15 protein-coding genes and 2 pseudogenes are annotated in these 17,325 nt (G+C 50.7%); 13 read left to right on the top strand and 4 right to left on the bottom strand.

The annotated features are described in order from the left end of the window. Positions 1-43 precede the first annotated feature (43 nt). The 10 genes from WES_RS14655 (at position 44) to hscC (ending at position 10,500) form a co-directional block, all read left to right on the top strand. The gene (locus WES_RS14655; protein WP_001018040.1) at positions 44-1,084 is read left to right on the top strand and encodes a PhoH family protein; all 1,041 of its coding nucleotides are present in this window, start codon (positions 44-46) and stop codon (positions 1,082-1,084) included. Then, positions 1,081-1,548: an rRNA maturation RNase YbeY gene (ybeY, locus tag WES_RS14660; RefSeq protein WP_000084469.1), complete on the top strand. Its 468-nt coding sequence runs from the start codon at positions 1,081-1,083 to the stop codon at positions 1,546-1,548. Before WES_RS14655 ends, ybeY begins: the two co-directional genes overlap by 4 nt. Before the next feature lie 89 nt (positions 1,549-1,637). Further along, positions 1,638-2,516 (top strand): CNNM family magnesium/cobalt transport protein CorC, encoded by an 879-nt coding sequence (corC, locus tag WES_RS14665; protein ID WP_001278605.1) that lies wholly within the window; start codon positions 1,638-1,640, stop codon positions 2,514-2,516. Positions 2,517-2,540: 24 nt separating this feature from the next. After that, entirely contained in the window at positions 2,541-4,079 is a 1,539-nt protein-coding gene (lnt, locus tag WES_RS14670) for an apolipoprotein N-acyltransferase (protein ID WP_016159088.1), read from the top strand. A gap of 396 nt (positions 4,080-4,475) precedes the next feature. Then, on the top strand, positions 4,476-5,384 hold the full coding sequence (gene gltI / locus WES_RS14675) for a glutamate/aspartate ABC transporter substrate-binding protein GltI (RefSeq protein ID WP_016159089.1): 909 nt from the start codon (positions 4,476-4,478) through the stop codon (positions 5,382-5,384). 169 nt (positions 5,385-5,553) lie between these two features. Next, positions 5,554-6,294 carry a glutamate/aspartate ABC transporter permease GltJ gene (gltJ, locus tag WES_RS14680; RefSeq protein ID WP_000020950.1) on the top strand — a complete coding sequence of 247 codons (741 nt, stop codon included), beginning with the start codon at positions 5,554-5,556 and terminating at the stop codon, positions 6,292-6,294. After that, entirely contained in the window at positions 6,294-6,968 is a 675-nt protein-coding gene (gene gltK / locus WES_RS14685; protein WP_000272811.1) for a glutamate/aspartate ABC transporter permease GltK, read from the top strand. The genes gltJ and gltK overlap by 1 nt, the downstream gene beginning before the upstream one ends. Continuing rightward, positions 6,968-7,693, top strand: a complete 726-nt coding sequence (gene gltL, locus WES_RS14690) for a glutamate/aspartate ABC transporter ATP-binding protein GltL (RefSeq protein ID WP_000631384.1) — start codon at positions 6,968-6,970, stop codon at positions 7,691-7,693. The genes gltK and gltL overlap by 1 nt, the downstream gene beginning before the upstream one ends. A gap of 117 nt (positions 7,694-7,810) precedes the next feature. Further along, positions 7,811-8,746 carry a pyrimidine-specific ribonucleoside hydrolase RihA gene (gene rihA / locus WES_RS14695; protein WP_001207504.1) on the top strand — a complete coding sequence of 312 codons (936 nt, stop codon included), beginning with the start codon at positions 7,811-7,813 and terminating at the stop codon, positions 8,744-8,746. An 83-nt stretch (positions 8,747-8,829) separates the two neighbouring features. After that, entirely contained in the window at positions 8,830-10,500 is a 1,671-nt protein-coding gene (gene hscC / locus WES_RS14700; protein WP_024195104.1) for a molecular chaperone HscC, read from the top strand. A 109-nt stretch (positions 10,501-10,609) separates the two neighbouring features. On the opposite strand, the gene djlC is transcribed toward hscC, so the two are convergent. Continuing rightward, positions 10,610-12,061 (bottom strand): co-chaperone DjlC, encoded by a 1,452-nt coding sequence (gene djlC, locus WES_RS14705; RefSeq protein ID WP_016159091.1) that lies wholly within the window; start codon positions 12,059-12,061, stop codon positions 10,610-10,612. Continuing rightward, the gene (locus tag WES_RS14710) at positions 12,058-12,765 is read right to left on the bottom strand and encodes a DUF1266 domain-containing protein (RefSeq protein WP_016159092.1); all 708 of its coding nucleotides are present in this window, start codon (positions 12,763-12,765) and stop codon (positions 12,058-12,060) included. Before WES_RS14710 ends, djlC begins: the two co-directional genes overlap by 4 nt. Before the next feature lie 101 nt (positions 12,766-12,866). On the opposite strand from WES_RS14710, the gene WES_RS14715 reads away from it, so the two are divergent. Further along, positions 12,867-13,421, top strand: a complete 555-nt coding sequence (locus WES_RS14715; RefSeq protein WP_016159093.1) for a tetratricopeptide repeat protein — start codon at positions 12,867-12,869, stop codon at positions 13,419-13,421. 9 nt (positions 13,422-13,430) lie between these two features. Here the strand turns inward: WES_RS14715 and WES_RS14720 are convergent. Then, a pseudogene (locus tag WES_RS14720) lies at positions 13,431-13,700 on the bottom strand (J domain-containing protein); the annotation flags it as partial. A gap of 4 nt (positions 13,701-13,704) precedes the next feature. On the opposite strand from WES_RS14720, the pseudogene WES_RS14725 reads away from it, so the two are divergent. Continuing rightward, positions 13,705-13,950 (top strand): annotated as a pseudogene (locus WES_RS14725) (hypothetical protein); the annotation flags it as partial. Between the two features lie 74 nt (positions 13,951-14,024). Here the strand turns inward: WES_RS14725 and WES_RS14730 are convergent. Continuing rightward, the gene (locus WES_RS14730) at positions 14,025-14,507 is read right to left on the bottom strand and encodes a zinc ribbon-containing protein (protein ID WP_001044880.1); all 483 of its coding nucleotides are present in this window, start codon (positions 14,505-14,507) and stop codon (positions 14,025-14,027) included. Between the two features lie 234 nt (positions 14,508-14,741). Here WES_RS14730 and leuS point away from each other — a divergent pair, with 234 nt between their 5' ends. Further along, positions 14,742-17,324, top strand: coding sequence for a leucine--tRNA ligase (leuS, locus tag WES_RS14735; protein WP_016235165.1), 2,583 nt, complete (start codon positions 14,742-14,744; stop codon positions 17,322-17,324). Position 17,325: the final 1 nt, after the last annotated feature.

Here is a 17,325-nt window from a genome sequence, read left to right as displayed (position 1 = left end):
GTGAATGTTCAGCTTCCGGCGGCATACAGATAAGAGGAACGGTTTGAACATAGACACTCGCGAAATCACCCTGGAGCCAGCAGACAACGCGCGTCTGTTGAGCCTGTGCGGCCCGTTTGATGACAACATCAAGCAACTCGAACGCCGTCTCGGCATCGAAATCAATCGCCGCGATAATCACTTTAAACTGACCGGCCGTCCGATTTGCGTCACCGCTGCGGCAGATATTCTGCGTAGCCTGTATGTCGATACTGCCCCGATGCGCGGTCAGATTCAGGATATCGAGCCGGAACAGATCCACCTTGCGATTAAAGAAGCACGAGTGCTGGAGCAAAGCGCGGAGAGCGTGCCGGAGTACGGCAAAGCGGTCAATATCAAGACCAAACGCGGCGTGATTAAGCCGCGTACACCGAACCAGGCGCAGTACATCGCCAATATTCTCGACCATGACATTACCTTCGGCGTTGGCCCGGCGGGTACGGGTAAAACCTACCTGGCAGTGGCTGCAGCAGTTGATGCCCTGGAGCGTCAGGAAATTCGCCGTATTCTGCTGACTCGTCCGGCGGTCGAAGCCGGTGAGAAACTGGGCTTCCTGCCTGGCGATTTAAGCCAGAAAGTAGACCCGTATCTGCGCCCACTGTACGACGCGCTGTTTGAAATGCTGGGCTTTGAGAAAGTCGAGAAACTGATTGAGCGCAACGTTATTGAAGTCGCGCCGCTGGCCTATATGCGTGGTCGTACGCTGAATGACGCCTTTATCATTCTCGATGAGAGCCAGAACACCACCATCGAACAGATGAAGATGTTCCTGACCCGTATCGGTTTTAACTCAAAAGCGGTTATCACCGGCGACGTCACACAGATCGACCTGCCGCGTAATACTAAATCAGGCTTACGTCATGCCATCGAAGTGCTGGCCGATGTCGAAGAGATCAGCTTTAACTTCTTCCACAGCGAAGACGTGGTTCGTCACCCGGTGGTGGCGCGTATCGTTAACGCCTATGAAGCCTGGGAAGAAGCCGAACAAAAACGAAAAGCGGCGCTGGCGGCAGAACGCAAGCGCGAAGAACAGGAACAAAAATGAGTCAGGTGATCCTCGATTTACAACTGGCATGTGAAGATAACTCCGGATTGCCGGAAGAGAGCCAGTTTCAAACATGGCTGAATGCGGTGATCCCGCAGTTTCAGGAAGAGTCGGAAGTGACTATTCGCGTGGTCGATACCGCCGAAAGCCACAGTCTGAATCTGACCTATCGCGGTAAGGATAAGCCGACCAACGTGCTCTCCTTCCCGTTTGAAGTGCCGCCCGGCATGGAGATGTCGCTACTGGGCGATCTGGTTATCTGCCGTCAGGTGGTTGAGAAGGAAGCACAGGAGCAAGGCAAACCACTGGAGGCGCACTGGGCGCATATGGTGGTGCACGGCAGTCTGCATTTGTTAGGTTACGATCACATCGAAGATGACGAAGCAGAAGAAATGGAAGCCCTCGAAACAGAGATTATGCTTGCTCTGGGCTATGAGGATCCGTACATTGCCGAGAAAGAATAATTTGCCAGGCATTTGACTGGCAGACGTCCCCGCCGTTGGTGATTAACGACGGCGTTTTGATTAACTAACATGAGAACCCATACGACGCCATGAGCGACGACAATTCACACAGTAGTGACACGATAAGCAACAAGAAGGGATTTTTCTCCCTGTTACTCAGCCAACTTTTCCACGGTGAACCGAAAAACCGTGACGAACTGCTGGCGCTGATCCGTGATTCCGGGCAGAACGACCTTATCGACGAAGATACGCGCGATATGCTCGAAGGGGTGATGGACATCGCAGACCAACGCGTCCGCGACATCATGATCCCCCGCTCCCAGATGATTACCCTGAAACGTAACCAGACGCTGGACGAATGCCTTGATGTCATCATCGAGTCCGCCCACTCACGTTTCCCGGTGATTAGCGAAGACAAAGATCACATTGAAGGGATTCTGATGGCGAAAGACTTGCTGCCGTTTATGCGCAGCGATGCTGAAGCCTTCAGCATGGACAAAGTGTTACGTCAGGCGGTTGTCGTTCCTGAAAGTAAGCGCGTAGACCGGATGCTGAAAGAGTTTCGCTCTCAGCGTTACCACATGGCGATCGTCATTGACGAATTCGGTGGGGTTTCCGGTCTGGTGACCATTGAAGACATCCTGGAACTGATTGTTGGTGAGATTGAAGACGAGTATGACGAAGAAGATGATATCGACTTCCGTCAGCTGAGTCGTCATACCTGGACCGTGCGCGCACTGGCTTCCATTGAAGACTTCAACGAAGCGTTCGGCACCCACTTTAGCGATGAAGAGGTCGACACTATCGGTGGTCTGGTGATGCAGGCATTTGGGCATCTTCCGGCGCGTGGCGAAACCATCGACATCGACGGTTACCAGTTCAAAGTGGCGATGGCCGATAGTCGGCGTATTATTCAGGTTCATGTCAAAATCCCGGATGACTCACCCCAGCCGAAGCTGGATGAATAAAACCGAAACTGGATAGATAACTACATGGCTTTTGCCTCATTAATTGAACGCCAGCGCATTCGCCTGCTGCTGGCGTTATTATTCGGTGCCTGCGGAACGCTGGCCTTCTCTCCTTATGATGTCTGGCCTGCGGCGATTGTTTCGCTGATGGGGTTGCAGGCACTAACCTTTAACCGTCGCCCACTCCAGTCTGCCGCTATCGGCTTCTGCTGGGGATTTGGTCTCTTTGGCAGCGGTATTAACTGGGTCTATGTCAGCATTGCGACCTTTGGCGGGATGCCTGGCCCGGTAAACATCTTCCTGGTGGTACTGCTGGCGGCGTATCTGTCGTTGTATACCGGGCTGTTTGCCGGTGTGCTGTCGCGGCTGTGGCCGAAAACGACCTGGTTGCGCGTAGCCATTGCGGCTCCTGCCCTCTGGCAAGTGACCGAGTTTCTGCGCGGTTGGGTGCTGACTGGCTTCCCGTGGTTACAGTTCGGCTATAGTCAGATTGACGGCCCGTTAAAAGGGCTGGCACCGATAATGGGCGTGGAAGCCATTAACTTCCTGCTGATGATGGTAAGCGGCCTGTTGGCGCTGGCGCTGGTCAAACGCAACTGGCGTCCGCTTGTGGTAGCCGTCGTGCTGTTTGCCCTCCCCTTCCCGCTGCGTTACATCCTGTGGTTTACCCCGCAACCGGAGAAAACCATTCAGGTTTCGATGGTTCAGGGTGATATTCCACAATCGCTGAAGTGGGATGAAAGCCAACTTCTTAATACGCTGAAAATTTATTACAACGCAACGGCACCGCTGATGGGTAAATCGTCGCTGATTATCTGGCCGGAGTCGGCGATAACCGATCTGGAAATTAATCAGCAACCGTTCCTCAAAGCACTGGACGGTGAGTTGCGTGAGAAAGGTAGCTCGCTGGTCACCGGGATTGTCGACGCGCGTCTCAATAAGCAGAACCGCTACGATACCTACAACACCATCATCACGCTGGGTAAAGGTGCGCCGTACAGCTACGAATCAGCCGATCGCTATAACAAAAACCATCTGGTGCCGTTTGGCGAGTTTGTCCCGCTGGAGTCGATTCTGCGTCCGTTAGCGCCGTTCTTTGATCTGCCGATGTCATCATTCAGCCGTGGGCCATATATCCAGCCACCGCTGTCGGTGAATGGGATACAGCTTACTGCGGCCATTTGCTACGAGATCATTCTCGGCGAGCAGGTGCGCGATAACTTCCGTCCGGATACCGACTATCTGCTGACCATCTCAAACGATGCGTGGTTTGGTAAGTCTATTGGTCCGTGGCAGCACTTCCAGATGGCGCGAATGCGTGCGCTGGAGCTGGCGCGCCCGCTGCTGCGTAGCACCAACAACGGCATTACGGCGGTAATTGGTCCGCAAGGTGAGATTCAGGCGATGATCCCGCAATTCACCCGCGAGGTGTTGACCACTCACGTGACGCCAACCACCGGACTCACACCGTACGCACGTACCGGCAACTGGCCGCTGTGGGTACTGACAGCACTGTTTGGTTTTGCCGCTGTGCTGATGAGTCTGCGTCAGCGACGTAAATAATCCCTTCTTATCGTGCCGGAATACATCCCGTATTTCGGCACATTCACCGGATGCAGCGTCAATGCGTTATCCGGATGACAAAATACGTCCCTCCAACTTTGGCACATCTATTGCTTTGTTATACAAGGCAAACCTTGAACCGGCGTCAGTACAACCCGGTTGCACCACAGCAATCCACGGGCAGCACCAAAAGAGTGCATTTTAAGAATTTTGCTTCAGAATGGTGCGGTACATCTCGCAAAAACAAACAATAAAACAGCAATATCTTTACATTTAGCCAAACTAAATGTTACCTAACAAGCACAACACTGCACAATAAAGTTGCAGATGATAACAACACAAACACTCACAACGGGTATCCATGCGTTTTTAACGCAGGAGATAAAGGAGTTGGATATGCAATTACGTAAACCTGCCACAGCAATCCTGGCCCTGGCGCTTTCTGCAGGACTGGCACAGGCAGAAGACGCTGCCCCGGCAGCGGGCAGTACGCTGGACAAAATCGCCAAAAACGGCGTGATTGTCGTCGGTCACCGTGAATCTTCAGTACCTTTCTCTTATTACGACAATCAGCAAAAAGTGGTGGGTTACTCACAGGATTACTCCAACGCCATCGTTGAAGCAGTGAAAAAGAAACTCAACAAACCGGACTTACAGGTGAAACTGATTCCGATCACCTCACAAAATCGTATTCCGCTGCTGCAAAACGGCACTTTCGATTTTGAATGCGGTTCAACCACCAACAACCTCGAACGCCAGAAACAGGCGGCTTTCTCTGACACCATTTTCGTGGTCGGTACGCGCCTGCTGACCAAAAAAGGCGGCGATGTTAAAGATTTTGCCGATCTGAAAGATAAAGCCGTAGTCGTCACTTCCGGCACCACCTCTGAAGTTTTGCTCAACAAACTGAATGAAGAGCAAAAAATGAATATGCGCATCATCAGCGCCAAAGATCACGGTGACTCTTTCCGCACCCTGGAAAGCGGTCGTGCCGTTGCCTTTATGATGGACGATGCCCTGCTGGCCGGTGAACGTGCGAAAGCGAAGAAACCAGACAACTGGGAAATCGTCGGCAAACCGCAGTCTCAGGAAGCTTACGGCTGCATGTTGCGTAAAGACGATCCGCAGTTCAAAAAGCTGATGGATGACACTATCGCTCAAGTGCAGACCTCCGGTGAAGCGGAAAAATGGTTTGATAAGTGGTTCAAAAATCCAATTCCGCCGAAAAACCTGAACATGAATTTCGAACTGTCAGACGAAATGAAAGCTCTGTTCAAAGAACCGAATGACAAGGCACTGAACTAATTACAAGAACCAGGGGCGGAAATTCCAGCCCTCTCGATTGTTACGTAGCACGGACAGACTATACGCCTGATGGTCGTTCCCCATCGGGCCTGAAAACCGCAATACGCTGGGTAACAATCTTCGAGGGTAGCAGTTAACGCTGCTACCCTCTTTTTTCTGGAGTAGATTTATGTCTATAGACTGGAACTGGGGTATTTTTTTACAACAAGCCCCGTTCGGCAACACCACCTATCTCGGCTGGATCTGGAGCGGCTTTCAGGTGACGATCGCTCTGTCGATCTGCGCCTGGATTATCGCTTTCCTCGTCGGCTCGTTATTCGGCATTTTGCGTACCGTTCCTAACCGTTTTCTCTCCGGTCTGGGTACGTTGTATGTCGAACTGTTCCGCAACGTGCCACTGATTGTGCAGTTCTTTACCTGGTATCTGGTAATCCCGGAGCTACTGCCGGAGAAAATTGGCATGTGGTTTAAGGCGGAGCTGGATCCTAATATTCAGTTTTTCCTCTCCTCCATGCTTTGCCTGGGGCTGTTTACCGCCGCCCGTGTTTGCGAACAGGTACGCGCCGCGATCCAGTCGTTACCGCGTGGGCAAAAAAATGCCGCGCTGGCAATGGGTCTGACGCTACCGCAGGCTTACCGCTACGTACTACTGCCTAACGCTTATCGCGTTATCGTCCCGCCGATGACGTCCGAGATGATGAACCTGGTGAAAAACTCCGCCATCGCCTCGACCATCGGGCTGGTGGATATGGCGGCGCAGGCCGGTAAATTGCTCGATTACTCCGCTCACGCCTGGGAATCGTTCACTGCTATTACGCTGGCGTATGTGTTGATTAACGCGGTTATCATGCTGGTGATGACGCTGGTTGAACGTAAAGTTCGCCTGCCCGGCAACATGGGAGGCAAATAATGTACGAGTTTGACTGGAGTTCTATTGTCCCTTCCCTGCCGTATCTGCTGGATGGGCTGGTGATCACCCTGAAAATCACTGTCACAGCAGTCGTGATTGGTATTTTGTGGGGCACCATGCTGGCAGTGATGCGTCTGTCCAGCTTTGCGCCGATTGCTTGGTTTGCCAAAGCCTACGTTAACGTATTCCGCTCGATTCCTTTAGTCATGGTTTTGCTATGGTTTTACCTGATTGTGCCGGGTTTTCTGCAAAACGTGCTGGGATTATCGCCGAAAACCGATATCCGCTTAATTTCTGCGATGGTGGCGTTTTCGATGTTTGAAGCGGCCTACTATTCAGAGATTATCCGTGCCGGTATTCAAAGTATTTCTCGTGGGCAGTCGAGCGCCGCGCTGGCGCTGGGGATGACTCACTGGCAGTCGATGAAACTCATCATTCTGCCACAGGCGTTTCGTGCAATGGTGCCGCTGCTGCTCACTCAGGGCATCGTTCTGTTCCAGGATACCTCGCTGGTGTATGTGTTATCTCTGGCTGATTTCTTCCGTACCGCCTCAACCATTGGTGAGCGTGATGGTACGCAGGTTGAGATGATCCTGTTTGCCGGATTTGTTTATTTCGTTATTAGCCTTAGCGCATCGTTGTTGGTCAGCTACTTGAAAAGAAGGACAGCATAATGATTACCCTGAAAAATGTTTCAAAATGGTATGGTCACTTTCAGGTGCTGACCGACTGCTCAACCGAAGTGAAAAAAGGTGAAGTAGTGGTGGTTTGCGGCCCGTCTGGTTCCGGTAAATCAACGCTGATTAAAACCGTCAACGGCCTCGAACCGGTGCAGCAAGGCGAAATTACCGTCGATGGCATCGTGGTTAACGATAAGAAAACCGATCTGGCAAAGCTGCGCTCCCGTGTGGGAATGGTGTTCCAGCATTTTGAGCTGTTTCCCCATCTGTCGATTATCGAAAACCTGACGCTGGCGCAGGTGAAAGTACTTAAACGCGATAAAGCGCCGGCTCGTGAAAAAGCACTGAAACTGCTGGAGCGAGTCGGGCTTTCTGCTCACGCCAATAAGTTTCCGGCGCAGCTTTCCGGCGGTCAGCAGCAGCGTGTGGCGATCGCTCGCGCATTGTGTATGGATCCTATTGCCATGCTGTTCGACGAACCGACATCGGCGCTGGATCCGGAGATGATCAACGAAGTACTGGACGTGATGGTCGAACTGGCAAACGAGGGGATGACCATGATGGTGGTGACCCACGAAATGGGCTTTGCCCGCAAAGTGGCGAATCGGGTGATCTTTATGGATGAAGGTAAAATTGTCGAAGATTCGCCGAAAGACGCTTTCTTTGATGATCCGAAATCGGACCGTGCAAAAGACTTCCTCGCGAAAATACTGCATTAATCACTCTGGCGCGCATAGTCAAGTGCGCGCCATCTCACGCTTTATCATTTCGCCTCTCGTATCTGTTACATCCCGGCGTTACCCTTGTCGCAAAGAAGCACACAACAAGGAGCAACAATGGCACTGCCAATTCTGTTAGATTGCGACCCAGGTCATGATGACGCTATCGCAATAGTTCTCGCCCTCGCCTCACCAGAGCTTGATGTCAAAGCAATTACGTCTTCCGCCGGAAACCAGACACCAGAAAAAACATTACGTAATGTTCTGCGTATGCTGACCCTGCTTAATCGCACCGATATTCCGGTGGCAGGCGGCGCGGTGAAACCGTTAATGCGTGAGTTGATTATCGCGGACAACGTGCACGGCGAAAGTGGACTGGACGGCCCGGCATTACCGGAACCCGCATTCGCACCGCAAAACTGCACGGCGGTGGAGCTGATGGCGAAAACGCTGCGTGAAAGTGTGGAACCCGTCACCATTGTCTCTACCGGACCGCAAACTAACGTCGCCTTGCTGCTCAATAGCCATCCGGAACTGCATAGCAAAATTGCCCGTATCGTGATTATGGGCGGTGCAATGGGGCTTGGTAACTGGACGCCAGCGGCTGAATTTAATATTTACGTTGACCCGGAAGCAGCAGAAATTGTCTTCCAGTCTGGAATTCCTGTGGTAATGGCAGGTCTGGATGTCACTCACAAAGCGCAAATTCACGTTGAGGACACCGAGCGTTTCCGCGCGATTGGCAACCCGATTTCAACCATCGTCGCCGAACTGCTGGATTTCTTCCTCGAATATCATAAAGATGAAAAATGGGGATTTGTTGGCGCACCGCTGCATGACCCATGCACCATCGCCTGGCTGCTGAAACCTGAACTGTTCACCACCGTTGAACGCTGGGTTGGCGTCGAAACGCAAGGGAAATATACCCAGGGCATGACAGTTGTTGATTATTACTATCTGACCGGCAATAAACCGAATGCCACCGTCATGGTCGATGTTGATCGTCAGGGCTTTGTTGATTTACTGGCAGATCGTCTGAAATTTTACGCTTAATACACGTCATTGATTAAGATCACCATGTAAAAATGTGGTGGTCTTACTCTGGCGCTCTCTTTTTCCTTCAAGATATAAATGCAATGGATAATGCAGAACTCGCCATTGGTATCGATCTCGGTACTACCAATAGTTTAATTGCCGTCTGGAAAGACGGTGCCGCGAAATTAATTCCAAATAAATTCGGTGAATATTTAACACCATCTATAATTAGCATGGATGAAAATAATCATATTCTGGTCGGAAAACCGGCTGTATCACGGCGTACTTCACATCCTGATAAAACCGCTGCGTTATTTAAACGTGCCATGGGCAGTAATACCAACTGGCACTTAGGCAATGGCACATTTAACGCGCCGGAATTGTCTTCTTTGGTATTACGTTCATTAAAAGAAGATGCCGAAGAATTTCTGCAACGCCCAATTAAAGATGTGGTGATCTCCGTTCCGGCTTATTTCAGTGATGAACAACGCAAACATACCCGTTTAGCAGCAGAGTTGGCAGGGTTAAATGCGGTACGCTTAATTAATGAACCCACGGCAGCCGCGATGGCTTATGGCCTGCATACGCAGCAAAACACCCGCTCGCTGGTGTTTGATCTCGGTGGCGGCACGTTTGACGTCACGGTGCTTGAGTACGCCACGCCGGTGATTGAAGTTCACGCCTCCGCTGGCGACAACTTTCTTGGTGGCGAAGATTTTACCCATATGCTGGTCGATGACGTTTTAAAGCGCGCGGATGTCGCCAGGACCACGCTTAACGAGAGTGAACTGGCAGCCTTGTACGCCTGTGTGGAAGCGGCAAAATGTAGCAATCATTCGCCAATGCACATTCGCTGGCAGTACCAGGATGAAACGCGGGAATGCGAATTTTACGAGAACGAACTGGAAGATTTGTGGTTGCCGCTGCTCAATCGCTTGCGAGTGCCAATTGAACAGGCGTTGCGCGATGCACGTCTGAAGCCGAGTCAAATCGACAGTCTGGTGCTGGTTGGCGGCGCGTCGCAAATGCCGCTGGTACAGCGAATCGCCGTGCGTCTGTTTGGCAAATTACCGTATCAAAGTTACGACCCGAGCACCATTGTCGCTCTGGGCGCAGCAATCCAGGCCGCCTGCCGCTTACGTAGCGAAGATATCGAAGAAGTGATCCTTACTGATATCTGTCCCTACTCTTTAGGCGTTGAAGTTAACCGCCAGGGCGTTTCCGGCATTTTCTCGCCGATTATTGAGCGAAACACCACGGTGCCTGTGTCACGAGTCGAAACTTACTCGACCATGCACCCGGAGCAGGATTCAATTACGGTGAATGTTTACCAGGGGGAAAACCACAAAGTTAAGAATAATATCCTGGTAGAGTCCTTCGATGTGCCGTTGAAGAAAACCGGGGCTTATCAATCAATTGATATTCGCTTTAGTTATGATATCAACGGTTTGCGTGAAGTTGACGTGCTTCTGGAAGACGGCAGCGTTAAGTCCAGAGTGATTAACCACAGCCCGGTAACATTGAGCGCGCAGCAGATTGAAGAGAGTCGGACGCGGTTATCCGCATTGAAAATTTATCCGCGCGATATGCTCATCAATCGCACCTTTAAAGCCAAACTGGAAGAGTTGTGGGCGCGGGCGCTGGGTGACGAGCGAGAAGATATTGGTCGGGTGATCACCGATTTTGATGCGGCGTTGCAGTCAAACGATATGGCGCGCGTCGATGAAGTTCGTCAGCGGGCGAGCGATTATCTGGCAATTGAGATCCCCTGAACACGACTGCCGGATGCGGCGTAAACGCCTTATCCGCCTACCCGTAGGTCGGATAAGATGCGTCAGCATCGCATCCGACATTGAAGGATAAGATGCGTCAGCATCGTATCTAACTAAACAACATCGCAATTTTGCCGAGTGCATAACCTATCACCAGCACCGTTAAGCTGATTTTGATAATGCTGGAAATGCTCTGTGGTTTTTCAACCTCATCATTCTTCTCTTCATGTGCTTCAGGTGTTGGCTCATCGACATCTTCATCCACCGGCTCAAGCTTCACTTTCGTCAACAGCATCCGGGTGATAATAGCCTCTAATGGATGGGCATCTCCGCGTTCCAGCCTCGCGTTCAGGCGAGCCAGCATCTCTTGTTTCGGAAACGCTTCCAGCACAACCTGTTCCGCCACCCGATACAGATCCAGTAATGGTGAATCTTGCTCTGTCTCACTACCTACTCTCGATTTCCACCACGCCCATGCTTTGCGCTTATAAAACAGCGACTCGATAAATGATTGACCCAACGGCGATAATTTTCCGCTATGTAAAATTTCCGCCCATAACAGCCGCGTCCGGGCGCTCTCACCAGGAACATATTTCAGCGGTTGACCTTGCGCATCTATCATGCTCCGCGCTTCGATAACCATCACTAATAACGCGAAATAATCCGGGCAATGACGCTTGCTCCACTGCAACAACAAATTATCAGCTTGTGTAGATGGGTAGCTTTCCCAGTACGCGCCGAGATCGGCAAGCAGGCTTTCCCCCTCGCCGCAGTACAAACGTTGTGCATACTGGTAATACCGGGCATCTTCGCTTTCTGATTCTTCCGTTTGCCACTGTTGGGCAACAGGAATGAGTTCCGCCATACCTGTTTGCACCGAGCTGTACCAGCGCAACAGTTTGCGATGTAACTTCGCATCATCAGGAATGAACCACGGACCTTCCATCGCCAAAAACGCAGTGACATAGTCAGGATGGTAACGGCAGCAACGTTCCAGCGCGAAGTAATACTCAACAGTCTGGTTCTGCAACGCAACGGGATATTCCAGAAGGCTAAGGAAATCGAAACAATCACCAGCCTGAATGGCCTCAAGAAAAGCCTCCCGTTCTTCCTCATCCATTCCTTCGCTGTCATTAAACGAATGCCAGTTCAAACGCTCTGCCAGCAAAGAAGCACAATTTAATGAAAGATATCGCGCTTCTATAGCGATTGCACACAGCGGCCAGCGTAATTGATCGACATAATCCATGTTCCAGGTATTTAATTGCTGAATAAATTTCTGCCAGGCGGAGGGCTGAAAACGATCACTTTCTGAATCCAGTAATGTCCTGAATGCACGTAGTATTTCATGTTCAGCGGTGGCATCTTTTTTTTCATCATCTGCTTCCTCGACAGGATTTACCACCAGTCGCAGCGCCTCTTCATAGGCCTGGCGTAATGCTTTAAACCCCTGCGGATCGGTTTCGGGGTGACACAACGGTAAGTGAGAAAGATAAGCCTGACGGATAATCTCTGTTTGCGTCGTGCTTTCAATTTCGAGAATTTGCCAACATGTTTTCATAGGTCGCTCACATCCTTAAGCGTTGCCGGACATTCTGGTTGGACAGTTAACGGCCGCCAGGGAAGCGTGGCATAGAAACGATCGCTTCCTGCCACCAGCTCTTCAAACATCCGGCTCCCGGCGCTATCGTATTTGTACAGGGTTAGCGCCTCGCGTAGCGAAGCGTTGTCTTCACACTGAGAGGATTGCCAGTAGAGACGTCCTAACGAATAGGCAGAAAAATAGTGCATCCAGCTGTGATAGTAATGGTGAGCTCGTACATAAACGCGCGATTGCAGCCATAAACTCTCGTCTTCTGTCAGCCACTTGTTGAGCACACCGACGCGCGATAAAAAGCCCATGCGAACATAATCCCAGGCTTTGATTCCTGCCTCCCCACAACACAGGGCAGTTTCGGCAACAAATTGGGTATAAATCAACCCGCGTTCGGAGCCGCCAGCAATTAATGTTTTCCACTCATCAGGGGAAGATCGATGCCATGCCAGATATAAACCAGCTAAATTATTTGCGTGACCATCATCAGTCATCTGGTAAATAGTCTGAATTAAATCATCACGATTATTTATTCCCCAGGATGATGAGAGATCAAATTCTTTTATTCCGGTATACATTTTTGGCGAGTCATGTGCGGGCTTGCATCCCTGATTAAGAATTTCCATTGGCGTAGAAAGCGCAAATAGAAGGTGTTGTTCTTCCTTATCCATTTATTAACAATCCTTTAAGTACATTAACTGACTACTTTTTTATTAATGATGAGTATAAACTTGACGCTTTCAAAATAAAAAGAAAATCGAAGCATTGATAAATGAACAAAAAAATATATTTTATATTCGCAATATTTATAGTTGCGGCAATCACTTGTATTAGCCAACCTAAGAAAACGACCTTGCGCGATAAAGCTATGGCGAATTATGTCTTTGATTATTTAAGCGCACCGGGCAGTCTTCCGTTTACCACGGCAGCAACGGAGCTTTCCGCCATTCATGGTCACTCGACGTCACAATATAGCCTTGGCGGATTTTATCTTCATGGCAGCAATGGTAAGCCTCTGGATTACACGATGGCGAGATACTGGTATGAGCAATCGGCAGAACAGGAAAATCCGCGCGCGCAGAGCAAACTAGGTTGGATCTACCTGAAAGGATTGGGTGTAAAGCCCGATAGTCGAATGGCAATCCAGTGGTATAAACAAGCTGCGGAAAAAGGATATGCCCATGCTCAATACACTTTGGGTTTGATTTACAGAAACGGCACTGGAATTAACATCAACAATTATGAAGCACGCAAATGGCTAAAACTGGCAGCGGATCAACATTATAAAAATGCAGAAAGATTACTGGCTGAACTTCCCGCACATTAAGGTTGAGTTTCAACCCAGTAGATGGAGTATTTTCCCTATCAAACCGGCAAAGATAAAAATGTAGAAGATAATTTTAATAACCCCGAGGCAACCAGGACCACCATCATCAGCGGGCATTGGCTGGGGTTGTGGCGCTGGTTCGACGATTTTCTGCCCGGCAAAATTCGCCGACTGAATTAATAATCGCCGAATAATTAATGCTTCCAGCGGACAACGATCTTCCACATCAAGACGACTCACAATCGGCATTAATGATTCTTCCGTAGTTGGTTCGCCAGCACCAGGCGAAGGGGTAGAGCAGAACTATAAGCAAGCGATGTACTGGTATCTGAAAGCTGCCTTTGAATGGTTCACGAAAGCCGCTGAATGCAATGACGCCACCGCCTGGTATAACCTGGCCATTATGTACCACTATGGCGAAGGAAGACCTGCCGAGCTCCGACAGGCTCTCGACTTATACCGTAAGGTTCAGGCATCCAGTACAAGAGATGTCAATCAAGAAATCCGTGAGGTTGAAGATTTACTGTAGAGATAAAAACAAATAAGAGCCGGACGATTTTCATTCGACCCCAATTATCTTTATTGCTGTGCGAAATCAGACTATTACGGCTCGAACGGGCGTCTCTGGAACTGGTCATGACCACATTTCGGGCATAGCGTTAGGACTTCCGGCGTGTAGATCGGGAGATGGAAGTGACATTTCTCGCAGACCAGATTCCCCAGCCCTACCACTTCTCCGCTGTGATAAACCCCGTGATGGTTGAGATCCTGGAAAACTTCGCGCCATTCAAGCTGCGTTTTATCGGTGATGTCCGCCAGTTCCTGCCAGAGGCTTTCTTTAATCACCCGCATAAAAACACTGTCAGACTCTTCTTTCAGGCTCTCTTCATAGCTCATGGCGAACTCTTCCAGGTCACGCCTGACAGCTCGCGTCAACTCATCGACCTCGGTTCGCGTTAACTCCCCTGTTTTTATTACGCGCTCGCGCGCCTGTTCCACCAGTGCGTCGATATCACGTTCGCCATTGCGCAGGCGTTCGCTCAGTGACGCGACCAGTTCACGGTAATATTGAGCAACCTTGTTCATCGTTTCATCTCCCGGGTCGTTAACTGACTATAATAATAGACGTTCTTTGTTCCTTGCTTTGCTAATACGCCCACAAACTCTGTAAATTAATGTATGAATAATCCGGGCATCATTTCAACGTCGAGTGCGCGAAAGGCTGTTTTGACGCGGACGTTTGGGCTATGCTATGCGGATCTGAAAAACCACCTCAACGCTACATTTGTAGCCGTATTGAAAACAGGACCACTGGCTGCCATGCAAGAGCAATACCGCCCGGAAGAGATAGAATCCAAAGTACAGCTTCACTGGGATGAGAAGCGCACATTTGAAGTAACCGAAGACGAGAGCAAAGAGAAGTATTACTGCCTGTCTATGCTTCCCTATCCTTCTGGTCGACTACACATGGGCCACGTACGTAACTACACCATCGGTGACGTGATCGCCCGCTACCAGCGTATGCTGGGCAAAAACGTCCTGCAGCCGATCGGCTGGGACGCGTTTGGTCTGCCTGCGGAAGGCGCAGCGGTGAAAAACAACACCGCACCGGCACCGTGGACGTACGACAACATCGCGTATATGAAAAACCAGCTCAAAATGCTGGGCTTTGGTTATGACTGGAGCCGCGAGCTGGCGACCTGTACGCCGGAATACTACCGTTGGGAACAGAAATTCTTCACCGAGCTGTATAAAAAAGGCCTGGTATATAAGAAGACTTCTGCGGTCAACTGGTGTCCGAACGACCAGACCGTACTGGCTAACGAACAGGTTATTGACGGCTGCTGCTGGCGCTGCGATACCAAAGTTGAACGTAAAGAGATCCCGCAGTGGTTTATCAAAATCACCGCTTACGCTGACGAACTGCTCAACGATCTGGATAAACTGGATCACTGGCCAGACACCGTTAAAACCATGCAGCGTAACTGGATCGGTCGTTCCGAAGGCGTGGAAATCACCTTCAACGTTAACGACTATGACAACACGCTGACCGTTTACACTACCCGCCCGGACACCTTTATGGGTTGTACTTATCTGGCGGTAGCGGCGGGTCACCCGCTGGCGCAGAAAGCGGCAGAAAATAATCCTGAACTGGCGGCTTTCGTTGACGAATGTCGTAACACCAAAGTTGCTGAAGCTGAAATGGCAACGATGGAGAAAAAAGGTGTCGATACTGGCTTTAAAGCGGTTCACCCATTAACGGGCGAAGAAATTCCGGTTTGGGCAGCAAACTTCGTATTGATGGAGTACGGCACTGGCGCAGTCATGGCGGTTCCGGGTCACGACCAGCGCGACTACGAGTTTGCCTCTAAATACGGCCTGAACATCAAGCCGGTTATCCTGGCGGCTGACGGTTCTGAACCGGATCTCTCCCAGCAGGCGCTGACGGAAAAAGGCGTGCTGTTCAACTCTGGCGAGTTCAACGGTCTTGACCATGAAGCGGCCTTTAACGCCATTGCCGACAAACTGACGGCAATGGGTGTTGGCGAGCGTAAAGTAAACTATCGCCTGCGCGACTGGGGTGTTTCCCGTCAACGTTACTGGGGCGCGCCGATTCCGATGGTGACGCTGGAAGACGGTACGGTGATGCCTACCCCGGACGACCAACTGCCGGTGATCCTGCCGGAAGATGTGGTAATGGACGGTATTACCAGCCCGATCAAAGCAGATCCTGAGTGGGCGAAAACCACCGTTAACGGTATGCCGGCGCTGCGTGAAACCGATACTTTCGACACCTTTATGGAGTCCTCCTGGTACTATGCGCGCTACACTTGCCCAGAGTACAAAGAGGGTATGCTGGATTCCAAAGCGGCTAACTACTGGCTGCCGGTGGATATCTATATTGGTGGTATTGAACACGCCATCATGCACCTGCTCTACTTCCGCTTCTTCCACAAACTGATGCGTGATGCAGGCATGGTAAACTCTGACGAACCAGCGAAACAACTGCTGTGTCAGGGTATGGTGCTGGCAGACGCCTTCTACTATGTAGGCGAAAACGGCGAACGTAACTGGGTTTCCCCGGTTGATGCTATCGTTGAGCGCGACGAGAAAGGCCGTATCGTGAAAGCGAAAGACGCGGCAGGCCATGAACTGGTGTATACCGGCATGAGCAAAATGTCCAAGTCGAAGAACAACGGTATCGACCCTCAGGTGATGGTTGAACGTTACGGCGCGGACACCGTTCGTCTGTTTATGATGTTCGCTTCTCCGGCGGATATGACTCTCGAATGGCAAGAGTCCGGCGTTGAAGGGGCTAACCGCTTCCTGAAACGTGTCTGGAAACTGGTTTACGAGCACACTGCGAAAGGTGATGTTGCGCCGCTGAACGTTGATGCACTGACTGAAGATCAGAAAGCTCTGCGTCGTGATGTTCATAAAACTATCGCTAAAGTGACTGATGATATCGGTCGTCGTCAGACCTTCAACACCGCAATTGCGGCGATTATGGAGCTGATGAATAAACTGGCGAAAGCGCCGACCGATGGCGAGCAGGATCGCGCGCTGATGCAGGAAGCCCTGCTGGCCGTTGTCCGTATGCTTAACCCGTTCACGCCGCACATCTGCTTCACGCTGTGGCAGGAACTGAAAGGCGAAGGCGATATCGACAACGCGCCGTGGCCGGTTGCAGACGAGAAAGCGATGGTGGAAGACTCCACGCTGGTGGTGGTGCAGGTTAACGGTAAAGTCCGTGCCAAAATCACCGTTCCGGTAGATGCAACGGAAGAACAGGTTCGCGAACGTGCTGGCCAGGAACATCTGGTAGCAAAATATCTTGATGGCGTTACCGTGCGTAAAGTGATTTACGTACCGGGTAAACTCCTCAATCTGGTCGTTGGCTAAG

This window comes from Escherichia sp. KTE31 (assembly GCF_000407925.1).
Lineage (GTDB): Bacteria > Pseudomonadota > Gammaproteobacteria > Enterobacterales > Enterobacteriaceae > Escherichia > Escherichia ruysiae.
The sequence above is the reverse complement of the archived record's forward strand: the minus strand, read 5'-3'. Positions and strand labels throughout refer to the sequence as shown.

What these genes read in the sequence shown, in the direction of transcription:
- ybeY (WP_000084469.1), top strand. Translation starts at nt 1,081, where the DNA reads ATGAGTCAGGTGATCCTCGATTTACAACTGGCATGTGAAGATAACTCC.
- corC (WP_001278605.1), top strand. Translation starts at nt 1,638, where the DNA reads ATGAGCGACGACAATTCACACAGTAGTGACACGATAAGCAACAAGAAG.
- lnt (WP_016159088.1), top strand. Translation starts at nt 2,541, where the DNA reads ATGGCTTTTGCCTCATTAATTGAACGCCAGCGCATTCGCCTGCTGCTG.
- gltI (WP_016159089.1), top strand. Translation starts at nt 4,476, where the DNA reads ATGCAATTACGTAAACCTGCCACAGCAATCCTGGCCCTGGCGCTTTCT.
- gltJ (WP_000020950.1), top strand. Translation starts at nt 5,554, where the DNA reads ATGTCTATAGACTGGAACTGGGGTATTTTTTTACAACAAGCCCCGTTC.
- gltK (WP_000272811.1), top strand. Translation starts at nt 6,294, where the DNA reads ATGTACGAGTTTGACTGGAGTTCTATTGTCCCTTCCCTGCCGTATCTG.
- gltL (WP_000631384.1), top strand. Translation starts at nt 6,968, where the DNA reads ATGATTACCCTGAAAAATGTTTCAAAATGGTATGGTCACTTTCAGGTG.
- rihA (WP_001207504.1), top strand. Translation starts at nt 7,811, where the DNA reads ATGGCACTGCCAATTCTGTTAGATTGCGACCCAGGTCATGATGACGCT.
- hscC (WP_024195104.1), top strand. Translation starts at nt 8,830, where the DNA reads ATGGATAATGCAGAACTCGCCATTGGTATCGATCTCGGTACTACCAAT.
- djlC (WP_016159091.1), bottom strand. Translation starts at nt 12,061, where the DNA reads ATGAAAACATGTTGGCAAATTCTCGAAATTGAAAGCACGACGCAAACA.
- WES_RS14710 (WP_016159092.1), bottom strand. Translation starts at nt 12,765, where the DNA reads ATGGATAAGGAAGAACAACACCTTCTATTTGCGCTTTCTACGCCAATG.
- WES_RS14715 (WP_016159093.1), top strand. Translation starts at nt 12,867, where the DNA reads ATGAACAAAAAAATATATTTTATATTCGCAATATTTATAGTTGCGGCA.
- WES_RS14730 (WP_001044880.1), bottom strand. Translation starts at nt 14,507, where the DNA reads ATGAACAAGGTTGCTCAATATTACCGTGAACTGGTCGCGTCACTGAGC.
- leuS (WP_016235165.1), top strand. Translation starts at nt 14,742, where the DNA reads ATGCAAGAGCAATACCGCCCGGAAGAGATAGAATCCAAAGTACAGCTT.